At 61.5% G+C, this 16,406-nt stretch carries 15 protein-coding genes and 2 tRNA genes; 4 read left to right on the top strand and 13 right to left on the bottom strand.

Annotated features, from left to right (window positions below; genetic code table 11):
- Positions 1–134 precede the first annotated feature (134 nt).
- The 4 genes from FHR27_RS26180 to FHR27_RS26165 all read left to right on the top strand — a co-directional run bounded on the left by FHR27_RS26180 (position 135) and on the right by FHR27_RS26165 (position 3,502).
- Positions 135–1,913: a penicillin-binding protein activator gene (locus FHR27_RS26180; protein ID WP_179539958.1), complete on the top strand. Its 1,779-nt coding sequence runs from the start codon at positions 135–137 to the stop codon at positions 1,911–1,913.
- Positions 1,910–2,275 carry a YraN family protein gene (locus tag FHR27_RS26175; protein WP_042554906.1) on the top strand — a complete coding sequence of 122 codons (366 nt, stop codon included), beginning with the start codon at positions 1,910–1,912 and terminating at the stop codon, positions 2,273–2,275. The genes FHR27_RS26180 and FHR27_RS26175 overlap by 4 nt, the downstream gene beginning before the upstream one ends.
- 103 nt (positions 2,276–2,378) lie before the next feature.
- Positions 2,379–2,972: a phosphoheptose isomerase gene (locus FHR27_RS26170; protein ID WP_042554905.1), complete on the top strand. Its 594-nt coding sequence runs from the start codon at positions 2,379–2,381 to the stop codon at positions 2,970–2,972.
- The gene (locus tag FHR27_RS26165) at positions 2,969–3,502 is read left to right on the top strand and encodes a BON domain-containing protein (protein WP_179539957.1); all 534 of its coding nucleotides are present in this window, start codon (positions 2,969–2,971) and stop codon (positions 3,500–3,502) included. The genes FHR27_RS26170 and FHR27_RS26165 overlap by 4 nt, the downstream gene beginning before the upstream one ends.
- 407 nt (positions 3,503–3,909) lie before the next feature.
- Here the strand turns inward: FHR27_RS26165 and pnp are convergent, their stop codons facing one another.
- The 13 genes from pnp to folP all read right to left on the bottom strand — a co-directional run bounded on the left by pnp (position 3,910) and on the right by folP (position 16,404).
- On the bottom strand, positions 3,910–6,015 hold the full coding sequence (pnp, locus tag FHR27_RS26160) for a polyribonucleotide nucleotidyltransferase (protein WP_179539956.1): 2,106 nt from the start codon (positions 6,013–6,015) through the stop codon (positions 3,910–3,912).
- Between the two features lie 189 nt (positions 6,016–6,204).
- Complete coding sequence (gene rpsO, locus FHR27_RS26155) at positions 6,205–6,474, bottom strand: 30S ribosomal protein S15 (protein ID WP_042554902.1); 270 nt, start codon at positions 6,472–6,474, stop codon at positions 6,205–6,207.
- Between the two features lie 140 nt (positions 6,475–6,614).
- Positions 6,615–7,532 (bottom strand): tRNA pseudouridine(55) synthase TruB, encoded by a 918-nt coding sequence (gene truB / locus FHR27_RS26150; protein ID WP_179539955.1) that lies wholly within the window; start codon positions 7,530–7,532, stop codon positions 6,615–6,617.
- 4 nt (positions 7,533–7,536) lie between these two features.
- Positions 7,537–7,944 (bottom strand): 30S ribosome-binding factor RbfA, encoded by a 408-nt coding sequence (gene rbfA, locus FHR27_RS26145; RefSeq protein ID WP_084304366.1) that lies wholly within the window; start codon positions 7,942–7,944, stop codon positions 7,537–7,539.
- 109 nt (positions 7,945–8,053) lie between these two features.
- A complete protein-coding gene (gene infB / locus FHR27_RS26140) occupies positions 8,054–10,549 on the bottom strand; it encodes a translation initiation factor IF-2 (RefSeq protein WP_179539954.1) in 2,496 nt (831 codons plus the stop codon).
- 26 nt (positions 10,550–10,575) lie between these two features.
- Positions 10,576–12,057 carry a transcription termination factor NusA gene (gene nusA / locus FHR27_RS26135; RefSeq protein ID WP_042554898.1) on the bottom strand — a complete coding sequence of 494 codons (1,482 nt, stop codon included), beginning with the start codon at positions 12,055–12,057 and terminating at the stop codon, positions 10,576–10,578.
- 66 nt (positions 12,058–12,123) lie between these two features.
- Positions 12,124–12,582, bottom strand: coding sequence for a ribosome maturation factor RimP (gene rimP / locus FHR27_RS26130; RefSeq protein WP_042554897.1), 459 nt, complete (start codon positions 12,580–12,582; stop codon positions 12,124–12,126).
- A 126-nt stretch (positions 12,583–12,708) separates the two neighbouring features.
- Positions 12,709–12,784, bottom strand: a tRNA-Thr gene (locus tag FHR27_RS26125).
- 97 nt (positions 12,785–12,881) lie between these two features.
- Positions 12,882–12,967: transfer RNA gene (locus FHR27_RS26120), tRNA-Leu, on the bottom strand.
- 10 nt (positions 12,968–12,977) lie between these two features.
- On the bottom strand, positions 12,978–13,367 hold the full coding sequence (secG, locus tag FHR27_RS26115) for a preprotein translocase subunit SecG (protein WP_042554896.1): 390 nt from the start codon (positions 13,365–13,367) through the stop codon (positions 12,978–12,980).
- A gap of 4 nt (positions 13,368–13,371) precedes the next feature.
- Positions 13,372–14,127 carry a triose-phosphate isomerase gene (gene tpiA, locus FHR27_RS26110; protein WP_179539953.1) on the bottom strand — a complete coding sequence of 252 codons (756 nt, stop codon included), beginning with the start codon at positions 14,125–14,127 and terminating at the stop codon, positions 13,372–13,374.
- Positions 14,128–14,192: 65 nt separating this feature from the next.
- On the bottom strand, positions 14,193–15,530 hold the full coding sequence (gene glmM, locus FHR27_RS26105) for a phosphoglucosamine mutase (RefSeq protein ID WP_042554894.1): 1,338 nt from the start codon (positions 15,528–15,530) through the stop codon (positions 14,193–14,195).
- Between the two features lie 22 nt (positions 15,531–15,552).
- Positions 15,553–16,404 (bottom strand): dihydropteroate synthase, encoded by an 852-nt coding sequence (folP, locus tag FHR27_RS26100; protein WP_179539952.1) that lies wholly within the window; start codon positions 16,402–16,404, stop codon positions 15,553–15,555.
- Positions 16,405–16,406 lie beyond the last annotated feature (2 nt).

Raw genomic sequence — 16,406 nt, 5'->3', positions numbered from 1 at the left:
CGCGTGCGACAAACGAGGGGTTCGCGACAGGCGATACCGCTGTCTGCGCACCCGTTAACACCTTCGAGATCGCGCCGGCGGCGTGCCTTGGGTACAATTGCGCGTTCATTTGCTCAAGAACCGGAATCGCTTACATGATCGCCTGCCTGCGTCCGCTCTCTGCACTCTGCCTTGCCGGCTTGCTCGTTGCCTGCAGCAGCTCGCCCACCTCCAACCTCGGCGAACTGCCTCGCACACCTCAAGCCAGCCTCGAGCAGATGCTCCAGCAGGCCGGTACCAGCCAGAGCGAAGACGCGCAATTGCTGCGCCTCACCGCCGCCGACCTGGCCTACAAGCAAGGCAACGCCGAGCGCGCCAGCGGTATTCTCGCCCAGGTCGACCTGCAGACCCTGAAGCCGGCCCAGCAGATTTTCGCCAGCACGCTCGCTGCCGAACTGGCCCTGACCCGCAACGATGCCAAGGCGGCGCTCAGTGCCCTCGCCCATCCCAGCCTCGAGCGCCTCGGTGAACTGCCGGTCGAGCAGCAGACACGCACGCAGTTGACCCGCGCCAACGCACTCGAGAAGGACGGCCAGATTCTTGCTGCAGCTCGCGAGCGCGTATTCATCGCGCCGCTGCTCAGCGGCGACGAGGCACAGCGCAACCAGGATCGAATCTGGAGCCTGGTCTCCAGCCTGCCGGCCGAGCCGGCGCCCAGCGCTGACGATGCCGATCTGGCGGGCTGGCTGTCGTTGGCGCAGGTGGCCAAGACAGTCGGCACCCTGCAACAACAGCAAGGCGCCATCGATAACTGGCTGGCTCAACACCCCAACCACCCCGCCGCCCAGCAACTGCCGAAGGCCCTGGCCGACCTACAGGCGCTGTCCAGCCAGCCGCTGGAGAAGATCGCCCTGCTGCTGCCTCAGGAAGGCCAACTGGCATCCGTGGCCCGCGCCCTGCGTGACGGCTTCCTCGCCGCCCATTACCAGGCCCAGCAGAGCGGCGAGAAGCAGCCGCAAATCCAGCTGTACGATAGCGCCCGCCTGACCTCCCTGGATGATTTCTACCGCCAGGCGCAGGCCGATGGCGTGCAACTGGTGGTCGGCCCGCTCGAGAAGAACCTGGTGACCCAACTGGGCAATCGCGAGCAACTGCCGATCACCACCCTGGCCCTCAACTACAGCGAAGCCAGCGCGGAAAGCCCGGATCAACTGTTCCAGTTCGGCCTGGCAGCCGAAGACGAAGCCCGTGAAGTCGCCCGCCGCGCCTGGGCCGATGGCAAGCGCAGCGCCGTGGCACTGGTCCCCAAAGGTGACTGGGGCGACCGCGTCCTGGCCGCGTTCCAGCAGAGCTGGCAGGCCGCTGGCGGCACCTTTCTCGGCGCCGAACACATCGACCAGCCGGTGGACATGGCCCGGCAGATCGCCAACCTGTTCCAGCTCAGCGGCAGCGGCTCGACTTCCGGCGCCGCGCCCAGCCGCCGCCAGGATGTCGACTTCATCTTCCTTGCCGCCACCCCGCAACAGGCTCAGCAGATCAAACCGACCCTGGCCTACCAGTACGCTGGCGAAGTACCGGTCTATGCCACTTCGCACCTGTTCAACGGCAGCATGAACGCCGCCCAGTACCGCGACCTCGACGGCATTCGCTTCTGCGAAACACCCTGGCTGCTGGACGCCAACGACCCACTGCGCCAGCAGGTCAATAATCAGTGGCCGCAGGCTGGCGGCAGCATGGGCCGCTTGTACGCCATGGGCGTCGACGCCTTCCGCCTGGCGCCGCGCCTGGGCCAGCTCAAGGCTCTGCCGGACAGCCGTGTCGATGGCCTCTCCGGTAGCCTGAGCCTCAACCCGGCGCAGCGGGTCGAGCGCCAACTGCCCTGGGCGGAAATCCGTGGCGGGCAAATCCAGCGCCTGCCCGACACACCGCTTTGAGCGACGACCCACGACATGCCAGCGGGCGGGCGGCTGAAGCCCTCGCCCGCGAGCATCTCGAAACTCACGGCTTGCAGCCCATTGCCCAGAACTGGCGGGGGCAGCGCGGCGAACTCGATCTGGTCATGCTCGACGGCGATACAGTAGTATTTGCCGAAGTGCGCTACCGCAAGCACAGCGCCTGGGGCGGTGCGATCGAGAGTGTCGACAGGCGCAAGCGCGACAAGCTGATCGCCACGGCGACACAGTTTCTGCAGCAAGAGAAGCGCTGGGCCAAACATCCTTGTCGTTTCGATGTCATAGCCATAGGCCATGGCAAACCCGCACCACTGGAGTGGATCAGGAACGCCTTCGACAGCTGAGCTCCGCCTTGCTGCGACAGCTCCGGTTCACCGCCAATTTTCAACGACAGCGCTGCGCGCCACACGGCTCGGCGTACCGTTACAGTCAAGGTCAAACATCCACATGGATATGCAAGCCCGTATTCGCCAGCTGTTCCAAGCAAGCATCGAAGCCAAGCACCACGCGATGGAGGTGCTCCCGCCCTTCATCGAACACGCCAGCCAGGTGATGGTTCAGGCACTGCTCAGCGAAGGCAAGATTCTCTCCTGCGGCAACGGCGGTTCCGCTGGCGATGCTCAGCACTTCTCTTCGGAACTGCTCAACCGTTTCGAACGCGAGCGCCCGAGCCTGCCTGCCATCGCACTGACCACCGACAGCTCGACGATCACCTCGATCGCCAACGACTACAGCTACAACGAAATCTTCTCCAAGCAGATTCGTGCACTGGGCCAACCTGGCGACGTGCTGCTGGCGATCTCCACCAGCGGCAATTCGGCCAACGTGATCCAGGCCATTCAGGCCGCCCACGATCGGGAAATGACCGTGGTCGCCCTGACTGGCCGCGACGGCGGCGGCATGGCCTCGCTGCTGCTCCCCGAAGATGTGGAAATTCGCGTGCCGTCCAAGGTCACGGCACGCATTCAGGAAGTCCATTTGCTGGCCATCCACTGCTTGTGCGACCTTATCGACAGTCAACTGTTTGGGAGTGAAGAATGACCCGTTCACCACTGATCTTCGCCGCCTTGGCAATAAGCCTGATCCTTGGCGGTTGCGGCAGCCGCAGCATCGGCAACAAGATCGACGACCAGTTCGTCGGCCCCGATGTCGCCAACGCCATCACCCGCGCCCACGCCGACCTGGCCAGCCCCACCTCGCACATCGTGGTGACCAGCTACAACGGCGTGATCCTGATCGCCGGGCAAACTCCGCGCGCTGAACTGAAGAGCACTGCCGAGCAGGCCGCGCGCACCGTGCAAGGCGTGCGCAAGGTACACAACGAACTGCAGGTTCAGCAGCCAAGCTCGCTGCTGGCACGCAGCAACGACTCGCTGCTGACCACCAAGATCAAGACCCAGATGCTCGCCGACAGCGGCGTTCCTGGCAGCCGTATCAAGGTCATCACCGAAAACGGCGTCGTCTACCTGCTGGGCGTGGTCAGCCGCCAGGAGGCCAACGCAGCGAGCAACGTGGTGCAGAGCACGTCGGGCGTGCAGAAGATCATCAAGTTGTTCCAGTACACCGACTGATCGAACAGCGAGCCGCTGTAATGAAAACGCCAGTCAGGCCTGCCTGACTGGCGTTTTTTTATGACCCGCTCACCCTGATGACTGCGCTTCAGGAACTGAAAGGTAATGACCTTTCGAACCCCTGCCGGCCACCGGGCTGCCTGGAAACGACCAGCAGGCGATTGCCGGTGCCCGTGATATCGCCAGCACGGACCGCGCACTGGGCAGCAGCCAGAACAGGTACTGACATGAGTGCCTCCTCAAAAGAGCCCGACTGCCTATCTGAGCCAAAGCATCCGCCACCAGCTACGCCTGAACAGAGCCACGCGCATCGCAACTCAGCGAGCCGGAGCCTCTACCGAGCGGCAATAAAAAAGCCAGTCAGGTCACCCTGACTGGCTTTCTCGTAGCAGCGGCGTTAGCCCGGATCAGACACCCGAAGCCTTGGCAGCAGCGACGTCCTTGATGGACAGTTTGATGCGGCCGCGGTTGTCGACGTCCAGTACCAGCACTTCGACTTCCTGACCTTCCTTGAGGATGTCGGTGACTTTCTCGACACGCGCATCGCTGAGCATGGAGATGTGCACCAGACCGTCCTTGCCCGGCAGGATGTTGACGAAGGCACCGAAGTCGACGATGCGCTCAACCTTGCCGACGTAGATCTTGCCGATCTCGGCTTCCGCGGTGATGCCCAGAACGCGCTGACGCGCGGCCTCTGCAGCGTCCTTGGTTTCGCCGAAGATCTTGATCGAGCCATCGTCTTCGATGTCGATCGAGGCTTTGGTTTCTTCGCAGATCGCGCGGATGGTGGCGCCGCCTTTACCGATGACGTCGCGAATCTTGTCCTGGTCGATCTTCATGGCGATCATGGTTGGCGCGTTGGCCGACAGTTCGCTACGGGATTGAGCAATGACCTGATTCATCTGGCCGAGGATATTCAGGCGCGCTTCCAGGGCCTGGCCCAGAGCGATTTCCATGATCTCTTCGGTGATGCCCTGGATCTTGATGTCCATCTGCAGCGCGGTGACGCCATTGGCGGTACCGGCCACTTTGAAGTCCATGTCGCCGAGGTGATCTTCGTCGCCGAGGATGTCGGTCAGAACGGCGAATTTCTCGCCTTCCTTGACCAGACCCATGGCGATACCGGCGACCGGCGCCTTCATCGGTACACCAGCGTCCATCAACGCCAGGGAAGCACCGCAAACCGAAGCCATGGAGCTGGAACCGTTGGACTCGGTGATTTCCGAGACCACGCGAATGGTGTACGGGAACACGTCGGCAGCTGGCAGCATGGCCTGTACCGAACGACGAGCCAGACGGCCGTGGCCGATTTCACGACGACCAGTGGCGCCCATGCGGCCACACTCGCCCACCGAGTACGGCGGGAAGTTGTAGTGCAGCATGAAGGGGTCTTTACGCTCGCCTTCGAGGGTGTCCAGCAGCTGTGCGTCACGGGCGGTACCGAGGGTGGCAACGACCAGCGCCTGGGTTTCGCCGCGGGTGAACAGCGCCGAACCGTGGGTCTTGTCCAGCACACCGACTTCGATGTTCAGGCCACGCACGGTACGGGTGTCACGACCATCGATACGTGGCTTGCCGTTGACGATGTTCTCGCGCACGGTGCGGTATTCGATTTCGCCGAAGGCTTCTTTCACTTCACCGGCAGAAGGCTGGCCTTCTTCACCGGAGAACTTGGCGACCACCTGATCTTTCAGCTCGCCCAGACGCGCATAACGGTCTTGCTTGATGGTGATGGTGTAAGCCTGGGAAATCGCGTCACCGAAGTCGCTACGGATAGCCGACAGCAGGGAGGTGTTTTCCGCTTTCGGCTGCCAGTCCCAAGTCGGTTTGGCGGCTTCGGCAGCCAGCTCGGTAACGGCCTGGATAACCACCTGGAATTCGTCATGGGCGAACAGCACGGCACCCAGCATCTGGTCTTCGGTCAGCTCTTTGGCTTCCGATTCGACCATCAGTACCGCGTCTTTGGTGCCGGCCACGACCATGTCCAGGCTGGAGGCCTTGAGCTGCTCGTAGTTCGGGTTCAGCAGGTAGCCGGTTTCCGGGTGGAAAGCGACGCGCGCAGCGCCAATCGGACCATTGAACGGAATACCGGAGATTGCCAGGGCAGCCGACGTACCGATCATCGCAGCGATGTCCGGATCGGTTTTCTTGCTGGTGGAAATCACGGTGCAGATGACCTGCACTTCGTTCTGGAAGCCTTCCGGGAACAGCGGACGGATCGGGCGATCGATCAGACGCGAGGTCAGGGTTTCTTTCTCGCTCGGGCGCGCTTCACGCTTGAAGAAGCCACCCGGGATCTTGCCGGCAGCGTAGGTTTTTTCCTGGTAGTGCACGGACAGGGGGAAAAAGCCTTTGCTCGGGTCGGCAGATTTGGCGCCGGTTACGGCGACCAGTACGGCGACGTCGTCGTCAACGGTGACCAGCACTGCGCCGGAGGCTTGACGGGCGATACGGCCAGTCTCGAGGGTGACGGTCGACTGACCGAATTGGAATTTCTTGATTACCGGGTTCACGGTGTTTTCCTTCTCTCTGTTGCCTTTGGGGAAACGGTTTCTTGCGAATTCGTGGGCAGTCGCTTCGGGAATCGGCCCGGCGCTGTCCAAAATGGGTGAAGCCATAAAACGGGTGAAGCATAAACGCAAAAGCTGGAAGCGGGGCGAGCCCACTTCCAGCTTTTGCGGTCAACGGCGCATAAGCATTGCTTAGCGACGCAGACCCAGGCGACCGATCAGGGCGCTGTAACGGCTGGTGTCTTTACCCTTCAGGTAATCCAGCAGCTTACGACGCTGGTTGACCATACGGATCAGGCCACGACGCGAGTGGTGGTCTTTGCCGTTGGCCTTGAAGTGGCCTTGCAGCTTGTTGATGTTAGCGGACAGCAGAGCAACCTGAACTTCCGGGCTACCGGTGTCGCCTTCGGCTTGCTTGTAGTCGTTAACGATCTGAGCTTTTTCTTCAACGCTGAGTGCCATGTGGGCATCCTCTCATCTGGAGATTGTCGTGAACGACAGTCTCAATAGGCCGGGAATCGCTTCCCGTGTTTTTAAAGGAGCAATGACCGTGCCTATTGACAGCCACCCTCGATACGAGCCGTTTGAGCGACTCGCCACGGTCATGCAGACCGAATCAGACGACGCGGCGCAATGCGCCCGTCTTCGCTCACTTCACCGATACCGATGAAGCGACCGCTGTGATCTTGTACCCGCACCATGCCGAACTTCGGCGCGTCCGACGCACGGACGGGCTGCCCTTGCAGCCAATAGAACGAGCTGTGCTCCGAGAAGCTCAGCAGCGGCCAATGTTCGAGGCCACTGTCCACCGGTTGCAGGAAGCGATCAACCGCCTCGTTGCCACCTTCGGCATGCACACGCTCGAGCTCTTCGAGGCTGACCGTCTGCACCAGACCGAACGGACCGGCCTTGACGCGACGCAGCTCCGCGACGTGAGCACCACACCCCAGCAACTGACCGATGTCCTCGACCAGGGTACGGATATAGGTCCCTTTGCTGCAGTCGACCGCCAGGCTCGCCTTGTCGGCGGCACAGTCGAGCAACTCCAGGCGCGCAATAGTAACAGAACGCGCCTCGCGCTCCACTACTTCTCCTGCCCGCGCCAGCTTGTAAAGCGGCTGGCCGTCGCGCTTGAGTGCCGAGTACATCGGCGGGATCTGGCTGATGTCGCCACGAAAACGCGGTAACAGCGCTTCGATATCGGCCGCCGCGACATTCACGTCACGACGCTCGAGCACCTCACCCTCGGCATCGGCCGTGGTGGTGGTGACGCCAAGCTGCATGACCGTCTCGTAACCCTTGTCGGCATCGAGCAGGTACTGGGAGAACTTGGTCGCCTCGCCGAAGCACAGCGGCAGCACACCAGTCGCCAATGGATCAAGGCTGCCGGTATGTCCGGCCTTCTCGGCATTGAGCAGCCAGCGCACCTTCTGCAGTGCAGCGTTGGAGCTGAAGCCCTTGGGCTTGTCGAGCAGGATGATGCCGTCGACCTTGCGACGAATACGTTTTACCTGAGCCACGCAGTTACTCCTTGGCTTCGGTATCGGTGTCGCCGTGCTTGCTGTCCTCGGTCACCGCACGCTCGATGAGCGCCGACAGCTGAGCACCGCGAATCACGCTCTCATCGTAGTGAAAGCGCAGGTTCGGCACGCTACGCAGCTTCATCGCCTTGCCCAACTGCATGCGCAGGAAACCACTGGCGTCGTTGAGCACCTTGAGGCTCTGCACGATAGGGTCGACACCTTCTTGCGGCTCGGCGCCCATGATGGTGACGAACACCTTGGCATGGCTGGCGTCGCGGCTGACGTCGACCGCCGTGACGGTTACCAGGCCACCCAGGCGCGGGTCTTTGACTTCGGTGCGAATCAGCTGCGCCAACTCGCGTTGAATCTGGTCGCCGATGCGCTGGGCACGGCTATAGTCTTTTGCCATCTTTGCTACCTTCCACTCGCCTCGACGCCTGAAAAAGCATCGGACTCAAAAGCGGCAAACGCCCGGCCGCGCGAATGCGGGGCCGGGCGTTGCGTGTTGCGACTCGCGATTACAGGCTGCGAGCCACCTGGACTTTCTCGAACACTTCGATCTTGTCGCCGACCTTGACGTCGTTATAGCTCTTCACAGCGATACCGCACTCCATGCCGTTACGCACTTCGGCCATATCGTCCTTGAAGCGACGCAGGGATTCCAGCTCGCCTTCGAAGATCACCACGTCGTCGCGCAATACGCGGATCGGACGATTACGGTAAACGGTACCTTCGACCACCATACAACCGGCGACCGCACCGAACTTCGGCGAACGGAACACGTCACGGACTTCGGCGATACCGAGGATGTTCTCGCGAACGTCACTGCCGAGCATACCGGTGAGCGCCTTCTTGACGTCCTCGATGATGTCGTAGATGACGTTGTAGTAACGCATGTCCAGACCTTCCTGCTCGACGATTTTCCGAGCGCCCGCATCGGCACGCACGTTGAAACCGAACAGTACGGCGTTGGAAGCCAGTGCCAGGTTGGCGTCGGACTCGGTGATACCACCCACCCCGCCACCGACGACGCGCACTTGCACTTCGTCGTTACCCAGACCGCCGAGCGAACCCTGCAGCGCTTCCAGCGAGCCACGGACGTCGGATTTGAGGACGATATTGAGCGTCTTCTTCTCCTCCTGACCCATGTTCTCGAAGATGTTCTCCAGCTTGCCAGCATGGGCACGCGCCAGCTTCACTTCGCGGAACTTGCCCTGACGGAACAGCGCAACTTCACGCGCTTTCTTCTCGTCAGCGACGACAGTCATGTCGTCACCGGCTTCCGGTGTACCGTCGAGACCGAGGATCTCGACTGGAATCGCCGGACCAGCTTCCTTGATCGGCTTGCCGTTCTCGTCGAGCATGGCGCGGATGCGGCCATAGTTCGAACCGACCAGCACCATGTCGCCCTGACGCAGCGTACCGTCCTGGACGAGTACGGTAGCGACCGGACCACGGCCCTTGTCCAGACGGGACTCGACCACCACACCGCGGCCTGGGGCCGACGGGGTTGCCTTGAGTTCCAGAACTTCGGCCTGCAGCAGAACAGCCTCGAGCAGCTCGTCCACACCGGTACCGACCTTGGCCGAGACAGGTACGAACGGCGTGTCACCGCCCCATTCTTCCGAGGTCACGCCATGCACCGACAGTTCGCTACGGATGCGATCGAGATCGGCGCCCGGCTTGTCGATCTTGTTCACGGCGACAACCAGCGGTACACCGGCAGCCACAGCGTGCTGAACGGCTTCGATGGTCTGCGGCATCACGCCGTCGTCCGCCGCGACAACCAGAATCACGATATCGGTAGCCTTGGCACCACGGGCACGCATCGCGGTAAATGCGGCGTGACCCGGGGTATCGAGGAAGGTAACCATGCCGCGCTCGGTTTCCACGTGGTAGGCGCCGATGTGCTGGGTGATACCACCCGCTTCACCGGAAGCAACCTTGGCGCGACGGATGTAGTCGAGCAGCGAGGTCTTACCATGGTCGACGTGACCCATGACGGTCACCACTGGAGCGCGAGAGAACGTTTCACCCTCGAACTTCAGGGACTCGGCCAGGGAGTCTTCCAACGCGGTATCGCTGACCAGGGTCACTTTGTGGCCCAGTTCTTCAGCAACCAGCTGGGCAGTTTCCTGATCCAGCACCTGGTTGATGGTCGCCGGCGTACCCAGCTTGAACATGAACTTGATGATTTCAGCAGCCTTGACCGACATCTGCTGGGCGAGGTCGCCCACGGTGATGGTCTCGCCGATCTTCACTTCGCGCACGATAGGGCCGGTTGGGCTCTGGAAACCGTGAGCGTTGCGCTTCTTCAGCTTGGCCTTGCCACGGCCACCACGACGGAAGCCATCGCTTTCTTCGTCGGTGGTACGCGGAGCGACACGTGGAGCAGGCGCCTTTTCCTTGACGGTCGGGCGATGCTGGGTGGTCTTGCGATCACCGCCACGGCGATCAGCGTCGTCGTTACGGGCTTTGTCAGGGCGACGCGGCTCGTCCTTCTTGCGCTCATCGGCAGCAGGGGCTGCGACAGGGGCAATGGTCGGCGTCGGCGCAACGGCTTCAACCACAGGCGCCTGCTCGGCGGCTGGCGAAGACGTCTGGCGCTTGGCCTCTTCTTCGGCTTTGCGCTTGGCTTCTTCCTCGGCCTTCAGGCGAACGGCTTCCGCCGCGGCACGCTGCTCGTCGAGCGCAAGCTGCTTCTCGGCTTCGATCTCTTCGTTGCTGCGCTCGACGAAGGTCTTCTTCTTGCGCACTTCAACACTGATGGTCTTGCTGCCAGCGACCCGCAGGGTGCTGGTGGTTTTGCGCTGCAAGGTAATCTTGCGCGGCGCGTCGGCTTTCTTCTCGCCGTGGCTGCTCTTCAGATGAGCAAGCAGGGCCTGCTTCTCGTTATCGGTGACAACTTGCTCGGCACTGCTGTGCGGCAAACCCGCCTCTCGCATCTGCTGCAGCAGGCGCTCTACCGGTGTGTCGACCACTTGGGCCAGTTCTTTCACCGTGACTTGCGTCATGCACTTCTCTCCTCAGGCCGTAAAACTTACTCGAACCAGTGGGCTCGGGCGGCCATGATCAGCTTGCCGGCACGCTCTTCGTCGATGCCGTCGATGTCGAGCAGGTCGTCAATAGACTGCTCGGCCAGGTCTTCGCGGGTAACCACACCGCGCACTGCCAGTTCCTGCGCCAGGCCTTTGTCCATACCCTCGACTTCGAGGAGGTCTTCGGCCGGCTGGGCGTCTGCCAGCTTTTCTTCTGTGGCGATGGCTTTGGTCAGCAAACGATCCTTCGCTCGCGAGCGCAGTTCGTTGACGATTTCTTCGTCGAAACCATCGATGCTGAGCATCTCTTCCATCGGCACGTAAGCGATTTCTTCCAGGCTGGTGAAGCCTTCTTCGACCAGCACCTGGGCCAGCTCTTCGTCGACTTCCAACTCGTCGATGAAGCTCTGCAGGATGTCGCCGGTCTCGGCCTGCTGCTTGGCCTGAATGTCCGCTTCGGTCATCACGTTCAGCGTCCAGCCGGTCAGTTGGCTGGCCAGGCGTACGTTCTGACCACCACGGCCGATCGCTTGCGCCAGGTTGTCTTCGCCAACGGCGATGTCCATGGCGTGAGCGTCTTCGTCAACGATGATCGCCGCGACTTCGGCCGGCGACATGGCGTTGATGACGAACTGCGCAGGGTTGTCGTCCCACAGCACGATGTCCACGCGCTCACCGACCAACTCGCCGGAAACCGCTTGCACACGCGAACCGCGCATACCGATGCAGGCACCCTGCGGGTCGATACGCTTGTCCTTGGAACGCACCGCGATCTTGGCTCGCGAGCCCGGATCACGAGAAGCAGCCTTGACCTCGATGAGGCCTTCGGCGATTTCCGGCACTTCGATGCGGAACAGCTCGATCAGCATTTCCGGCGCGGTACGCGACAGAATCAGCTGAGGGCCGCGGTTCTCGGTGCGGATTTCCTTGAGCAGGGCACGCAAGCGCACGCCGACTCGGAAAGTTTCACGCGGGATGATGTCTTCGCGAGCCAGCAACGCTTCAGCGTTGGCACCCAGATCGACGATGACATTGTCACGGGTGACCTTTTTCACGGTGCCGGCGATGATCTCGCCAAGACGCTCGCGATAGGCTTCGACGACCTGGGCACGCTCGGCCTCGCGCACTTTCTGCACGATGACCTGCTTGGCGGTCTGCGCAGCGATGCGCCCGAACTCGATGGACTCGATCTTTTCTTCGAGTACATCACCGACCTTGGCATTCGCCTCGACAGCACGCGGCATGTCGGTGGTCACCTGATGCGCGGGATCGTCGAAGTGTTCTTCCTCGACAACGGTCCAGCAACGGAAGGTCTCATAGCTGCCACTCTGGCGATTGATCGCCACGCGCAGTTCGACTTCATCTTCAAAACGTTTCTTGGTCGCTGTGGCCAGCGCCAACTCGAGCGCCTCGAAAATCACAGCGGCCGGTACGCCCTTTTCATTGGATACCGACTCAACAACCAGCAGTACTTCTTTGCTCATCGTACGCCTCGCCTTTCGCAATCCATTGGGATCCACGCATTCCGCGAATCCCGCGGGATCCGTGTCTCAATCAAACCGGGGGATAATGTTGGCCTTGTCGATCAGATCGATCGGCAAAAGGAACTCGTGGTCATCCACCTGCACCACCACGTCTTCCTCCTCCACACCGCGGAGCAGACCCTGAAAGTTGCGGCGCCCTTCGAACGGCGAGCGCAACTTGATTTTTACCTGCTCGCCGGCGTGACTGGCGAACTGCGCCAACGTGAACAGCGGTCGATCCATGCCTGGCGACGAGACCTCGAGGGTGTACTCCGCCGCAATGGGATCCTCGACATCGAGAACACCGCTGATCTGCCGACTGACTTTCTCGCAATCGTCGATGAGAACGCCATTGGCATGATCGATGTAGATACGCAGCAGCGAATGCCGCCCCTGAGACAGGAACTCGATACCCCAGCACTCGTAGCCAAGCGCTTCGACTACCGGGGCCACCAAGGCCTGCAACTGTTCTAGCTTGCTCGACACCCGAACCCCTCGCGCATGCTGTGCAAATGAAAAATGGGCGAAACGCCCATCCATAAAACCGTCCGTGCGACGGCAAATCTGTCAACCAGCTAGCAAAAAGCCCCTTGAAAGGGGCTCCGCTACAACTGGATGCGGGTGCTGGAGTTAACCAGCGACTTTCGGGCGACGAGCCCGACGAGCTACCGGACTGCTCCATCCCGCTTCAAAACTGGGAGCGGATTATACGGCTGAACCGCCCCGCGGGTCAACCAACCCCCAGAAACAGAAAAGCCCGCATGCTGCGGGCTCTTCTGTTCAATTGGTACCGAGAAGGGGACTCGAACCCCTACAGCCTATGGCCACTACCACCTCAAGGTAGCGTGTCTACCAATTCCACCACCTCGGCAAATTAACGCTTACTGCTCTTCAGGGGTTTGAGGTACGTCTTGCTGCCCCGAAGCTGGCGCTTGTTGCTGCTCAAGCACCGGTACATCTTCTGCTGCAGGCTTGCTTTCCTGCGGCACTTCCATCACTGCCGGATCAGGCAGACCAGCCTGGCCAAGCGTATCAGACTTTTGATTAGCAAAGTAAGCTAAACCCAAGCTGGTAATGAAAAAAGCGGTGGCGAGTATAGCAGTAACTCGACTCAGAAAGGTAGTAGTTCCTTGACTACCGAAAACGGTATTCGAAGCACCAGCACCAAACGAAGCACCTGCATCGGCACCTTTACCCTGCTGCAGCAGAACCAGCACAACCACACCGATCGCGCCCAGCAGATGAAGAACCACAACGACTGTTTCCAGCATATTCTTAGTTTCCTGCAGCGCGACAGATCGCACCGAACTCATCCGCATTCAGAGAGGCTCCACCCACAAGCCCCCCATCGATATCTGGCATGCCGAAAAGCTCGGCTGCATTGGCGGCCTTGACACTGCCGCCATAAAGAATTCTCAAAGCACCCGCCACATCCGCATCTTTGCCAGTGACCCGAGCACGAATCGCCGCATGCACGTCCTGCGCCTGCTCGGGCGACGCCGTCAGCCCGGTACCAATGGCCCAGACCGGCTCGTACGCCACCACGGCACTCGAAAGCACCGCGACACCCAGCGCATCCATCACGCTGTCGAGCTGACGCCCTACGACCGCAAGCGTCTCACCCGCTTCGCGCTGCTCGAGGGTTTCCCCCACACACAGAACCGGAACGAGCCCGGCAACCTGGGCCGCCGCGAACTTGCGCACCACCTGCTCCTCGCTATCACCCAGAATCAGGCGACGCTCGGAATGGCCGATCAGCACGAGCTTGCAACCGGCATCGCGCAATTGCTCGCTCGACACCTCTCCGGTCAACGCACCCTGCCCCGCCTCGACTGCACAGTCTTGCGCGCCAATCGACACGGCAACACCAGCCAATCCCTCGACAACCTGACCGAGATGAACACTGACAGGGAACACGGCAACATCGACATCGGCAGGCAACACCTGCCGATTCAGACCATCGATCAGCTCTGCGACACTGGCGCGGGTACCGTGCATTTTCCAGTTACCAGCAACCATTGAGCGGCGCATGCTTTACCTCGTTGGTCAAAGAGGGCGCAGATGTTACCCAACCGATTGTGGACTGGCAAGCCGAATCAGACACAGACTCGAGAGACAACCTCAGCCAATTCATTGGCATAGGCTCGTACCTGAGTTTCGTCCTCACCCTCCACCATCACCCGCACCAGCGGCTCGGTACCGGATTTGCGCAGCAACACCCGGCCGCGCCCGGCCATGCGCTCCGTCACGCTGTCGCTGGCAGCCTGGACGTCGGGATGTTTGAGCGGGTCGACACCACCTCCGAAACGCACGTTGACCAGCACTTGCGGACACTTGCGCAGGCCCTGACGCGCCTCGGCAAGGCTCTGCCCACGTCGACGGATGGCGAGCAGTACCTGCAGCGCCGCGACGATCGCATCCCCCGTGGTGACGTGCTGGAAGCACACCAGATGCCCAGAGTTCTCGCCACCCAGCTGCCAGCCGCGCTCCAGAAGCTCGGCGATCACGTAACGGTCACCCACATTGGCGCGCACGAAGGGAATCTGCAGTTCGTCGAGGGCCAGTTCGAGGCCCAGGTTGCTCATCAGGGTGCCGACCACCCCACCCTGCAGCTTGCCACGCGCCTGCAGATCACGAGCGATGATGAACAGCAGTTCGTCACCGTCCACCACAGCCCCGGTGTGATCGACCATCAGCACCCGATCGGCGTCGCCATCGAAGGCGATACCCAGATCCGCCTGGCGCGACACGACCTCGGCCTGCAGGTTTTCGACATGGGTCGAGCCGCAATCGGCGTTGATGTTCAGGCCGTTGGGCTGAGCGGAAAGCACCGAAACTTCGGCACCGAGCTCCTGGAACACGGCGGGCGCGACCTTGTAGGCCGCACCATGGGCACAATCGAGAACGATCTTGAGGCCAGCGAAGTCGGTACTGGTCGGCACACTGCTCTTGCAGAATTCGATGTAGCGCCCCGCGGCGTCATTGATCCGCGATACCTTGCCGAGCTGTTCGGACTCGACCACCGTCATCGGCGCATCGAGCAGCTCTTCGATCATCAGCTCGACCTCGTCAGGCAGTTTGGTGCCCTGCCCGGAGAAGAACTTGATGCCGTTGTCGTGGTGCGGGTTGTGCGATGCACTGATGACGATGCCCGCCTCGGCATGGAAGGTACGCGTCAGGTAGGCGATCGCCGGCGTCGGCATCGGCCCGAGCAGCATGACGTCAGCACCTGCAGCAGACAGACCTGCCTCCAGGGCCGACTCGAACATGTAGCCGGAGATGCGCGTGTCCTTGCCGATCAGAATCCGGCACTTGCCCTGCTTGCGAAAGGCCATGCCCGCGGCCCAGCCGAGCTTGAGCATGAAGTCGGGGGTAATGGGATAGTGACCGACGCGCCCACGAATACCGTCGGTGCCAAAATACTTGCGACTCAAAACGACAACTCCCTTTTTCTGATTACTGCGCCGCTTCGACTGCGGCGACCATGCGCACCACATCGACGGTTTCCGCCACATCGTGAACGCGTAAAATGCTCGCACCCTTGGCAACGGCCAACGCCGCCAGCGCCAGACTGCCATACAGGCGCCCGTCGACCTCGCGGCCCAACACAGCGCCAATCATACTCTTGCGTGAAACGCCTACCAGTAGCGGCAGACCAAAAGCCTGCAACGCCGGCATACGGCGGAACAGGCTGAGGTTGTGCTCGAGGGTCTTGGCAAAACCGAAACCCGGATCCAGAACGATGCGCTGCGAAGGTATGCCCGCCGCTTCGCAGACGGCCAGCCGCTCGCGCAGAAAGTCCGCCACGGCATCCAGCACATCCTCGTACTGCGGGCTCTGCTGCATGGTCGTGGGTTCGCCACGCATGTGCATCAGGCAAACCGGCAGGCCACTGTCAGCAGCCGCCTTAAGCGCACCGTCACGCTGTAGCGAGCGCACGTCGTTGATCAGTCCGGCACCCAGCCTGGCCGACTCGCGAATGACTTCCGGCGTCGAGGTATCGACGGAGACGATCACGTCCAGCTCAGCGGCAATGGCTTCCACCATGGGTGCCACGCGCGCGAGCTCCTGCTCCACGGGCACGGGATCGGCGCCCGGCCGAGTGGACTCACCGCCAACATCGATCAGCGTCGCCCCGGCCAGCACCATGCTTTCGGCATGGCGCAACGCCGCGTCGCGCATGGCGAAGCGGCCACCGTCGGAGAACGAATCGGGGGTTACGTTGAGGATCCCCATCACTTGGGGACGGGTCAAATCAAGAAACCGGCTGCCACAAGGCAGCCGGTTCCGGGGTATTGCATGGGACATGA

It is taken from the genome of Pseudomonas flavescens, from assembly GCF_013408425.1.
Taxonomy (GTDB): domain Bacteria; phylum Pseudomonadota; class Gammaproteobacteria; order Pseudomonadales; family Pseudomonadaceae; genus Aquipseudomonas; species Aquipseudomonas fulva_A.
The sequence above is the reverse complement of the archived record's forward strand: the minus strand, read 5'-3'. Positions and strand labels throughout refer to the sequence as shown.